The 3325-nt window shown below is 30.3% G+C and carries 2 protein-coding genes; both read left to right on the top strand.

Annotated features, from left to right (window positions below; translation table 11 throughout):
- The first annotated feature begins 52 nt into the window (after window positions 1–52).
- Entirely contained in the window at window positions 53–1243 is a 1191-nt protein-coding gene (locus Q0370_RS04160; protein WP_299572527.1) for an MFS transporter, read from the top strand.
- A gap of 147 nt (window positions 1244–1390) precedes the next feature.
- Entirely contained in the window at window positions 1391–3109 is a 1719-nt protein-coding gene (locus Q0370_RS04155; RefSeq protein WP_299572524.1) for a phospho-sugar mutase, read from the top strand.
- The last annotated feature ends 216 nt before the right edge of the window (window positions 3110–3325 follow it).

Raw genomic sequence — 3325 nt, 5'->3', positions numbered from 1 at the left:
CAATAAAAATTATTTATTGATTTTTTTTTGGAAAAATTTAAGGGAGAAATAAATGAAAAAAAACGAGGGATTTGAAAAGAAGAAAAATATAAATAAGATGATAATATTAATGTTTTTATGCATTATTGTTTATAATTTGGGGCATCCCGCTACACCTGCACTAATTGAATTGAGAGGCTGGAAGAAGAGTATTTCGGGAGAACTTCTGGCATTTATGAGTACAGCGATGTTTATTTCTTCGCCTTATTTGGGGGCTTTAGCAGATAGAGTTGGGATGAAGAGAATATTTGTGTTTATGCCAGTTTGCTATGGAATGTCACAACTTATTTTTGGGTTTGGGATAAACTTACCATTTATATTTTTGGCACGTATGATTTCGGGATTTGCATCTGGGGGAACATATGCTGTGGCATTTGGATATGTGAGTCAGCTTTCTGAAAAAGGAGAGAAAGCAAAAAATATTGCAAAAGTAAGTTCTGCAACTGTAATCGGTGGAGCAATTGGGCAGAAAATAGGAGGATATGCTGCAACTGTTACGAATGATCCGAGAACTTCCTTTGCACTACAGTTTATTGGTGGAAGCATTGTTTCGATAATTATTTTACTGATTATGAAGGAAATTGTGAAAAAGAATAATGATTTGGAAGAGAAAAGTAAAAAGGACTTAAACCCATTTGCAACCTTTAGATATATTAAGGAGCTAGATGGTTATTCCAAGTTCTTCTGTCTTATAATTTTACTTTCAGGAATAGGAATTTATTCTTATGGAAGTGCTTTAAACTATTTTTTGAAATTTTATGAAAAAGTTTCTTCTGATACAATTGGAACTTTTGTTATGTGTTCGTCATTACTTGCTTTTTTTGGAACTGCATTTTTGCTGGGAAAACTGCTGAAAAAATTTAAGGAAAAAAGTATTTATAAATTTTTGATTTTTGTTGGAATAATATTGATGGCAATTATTTTATTTAGAGTTAAATTTGGTGTAACTCCATATCTTTTGATGGCTTTTTATACAATGACTTATGAAATTGTGCGTTCTCTTGGAAATACGATTATTGCTCAGAGATATAAGGAAAATCAGGGGAAAATATTAGGAGTCGCTTCTGCAGTAGGTTCTCTTGGAACTGCAATTGGTTCACTTCTTTCAGGGTATTTACTAAATTTTAACCCTTTTTTACCGTTTGTTGTGAATATTATTGTGATGTTTTTTGTGCTAGTTTTAATTTTAGTAAAAAAATTGTAATTTTTTCCTTTTAGATATTTCTTAAATTAGATAAATATGGTAAAATTAATATAGAATAGAAAAATTTTTGGAGATATTTAGTTTAAAATAAACTGCAAAAATAATAAAATTTAAAATTGTTTAAATAAAATTTTTAGGAGGCATACCATGGAATATATGAAAAAATATGAATACTGGTTAAATTCAGAAGCTGTTGATGAAAAAGACAAGGAAGAATTAAGAAGTTTAGCTGGAAATGAAAAGGAAATCGAAGACAGATTTTTTAAGGATTTGAGCTTTGGAACTGGTGGAATTAGGGGTGTTCGTGGGATTGGAACTAATAGAATTAATAAATATGTAATTAGAAAAGCAACTCAAGGGCTTGCAAATTATATGCTGAAATTCGATGAAAAATTGGCAAAAGAAAAAGGAATTATAATTGCTCATGATTGTAGAATCGGTTCAAGGGAATATGCATTGAATACAGCAAGAGTTATGGCTGCGAATGGAATTAAGGCATATATTTATGAAGACTTGCGTTCTACTCCTGAATTGTCATTTGGGGTAAGATATAAAGGTACCATGGCTGGGATTGTCGTAACCGCATCACATAACCCTGTGGAATACAATGGATATAAAGTTTACTGGGATGATGGAGCTCAAGTTGTAGATCCTCATGCACCTGCGATTGTTGCTGAAGTTAATAAAATTCAGACTCTTGAAGAAATTAAAGTAATTTCTGAAGCAGAAGGAAGAGAAAAAGGATTAATTATTCAATTGGACGGAAAAATTGATGATGATTATTTAGATGCAATAAAAACACAAACTTTAAAAACAGATATTCCAGGGAAAGAAAATTTCAAAATAGTTTACACTCCACTTCATGGAACTGGTGGACGTCCAATGAAACGTATTTTATCTGATTTTGGGTACAATTTTGAAGTTGTGAAGGAACAAATTGAACCAGATGGGAATTTTCCAACTGTAACTTATGCAAATCCTGAAGAAAAAGCAGCATTTAAGCTTGGAGTAAAATTAGCTGATGAAATTGGGGCAAAAATAGTTATGGCAAACGATCCCGATGCAGATAGAATAGGTATTGCTGTAAAAGATGATAAAAATGAATGGTATTATCCAAATGGAAACCAAGTTGGATTATTGTTACTGCAATATCTTCTAAATAATAAGAAAGATATTCCTGCAAATGCAAAAGTTATAACAACAGTTGTTTCTACACCAATGATTGATGTAGTTGCACCTTCAAAAAATGTTGGAGTTATGAAAACATTGACAGGATTTAAATATATTGGAGAAAAAATTAGACAATTTGAAAATAAGGAATTGGATGGAACATATTTATTTGGATTTGAGGAAAGTTACGGATATTTGATTGGAACACATGCAAGAGATAAGGATGCACTAGTAACTTCAATGGTAATCGCTGAAATGGCCACTTACTATAATTCGATCGGAAGTTCAATTTACGAAGAATTGCAAAAATTATATAAAGAATTTGGATATTATCTAGAAGGAATAAAATCTGTAACCCTTAAAGGAAAAGATGGAATTGAACAAATGGCTGCTCTTATGACTAATTTGAGAGAAAACGTAAAAGACGAACTGATTGGTAAAAAGATTAAAATTAAACGTGATTTCTTTTCACACAAAGAATACAACTTGGAAACAGGAGCAGAAACTGAAATAAAATTACCAAAAGAAAACGTTTTACAATTTGTTCTGGAAGACGACACTTACATTACAACCCGTCCATCTGGAACAGAGCCAAAAATCAAATTCTATTTTAGTGTAAATGCAGATTCAAATGAAAATGTAAAAGCAAAACTTGATAAGACAATGGAAGAATTTTCAAAATTTTTAGGATTATAATTTTTTAAAGAGATCAGAAGATTACTTAAACTAAATGTCTAATTTTTTGACAAAAGTTTAGTTTTTCTGATCTTTTTTGTTAAAACTTTTTTATAGGAAATAACTTATTCTGTTTAATAATTATTTATTCAATTTTACAGCAAAAGACAAAACTCGCTTTTAACAAAAGTTATTTTAATTTCATAAGATCGTTATTTAATTCAAATATAACAGAAA

It is taken from the genome of uncultured Leptotrichia sp. (assembly GCF_938036635.1).
Classification (GTDB): domain Bacteria; phylum Fusobacteriota; class Fusobacteriia; order Fusobacteriales; family Leptotrichiaceae; genus Leptotrichia; species Leptotrichia hongkongensis.
This window is presented reverse-complemented; position numbering and strand designations above follow the sequence as displayed.

Coding starts and splice junctions, on each gene's coding strand:
- Q0370_RS04160 (WP_299572527.1), top strand. CDS start 53: ATGAAAAAAAACGAGGGATTTGAAAAGAAGAAAAATATAAATAAGATG.
- Q0370_RS04155 (WP_299572524.1), top strand. CDS start 1,391: ATGGAATATATGAAAAAATATGAATACTGGTTAAATTCAGAAGCTGTT.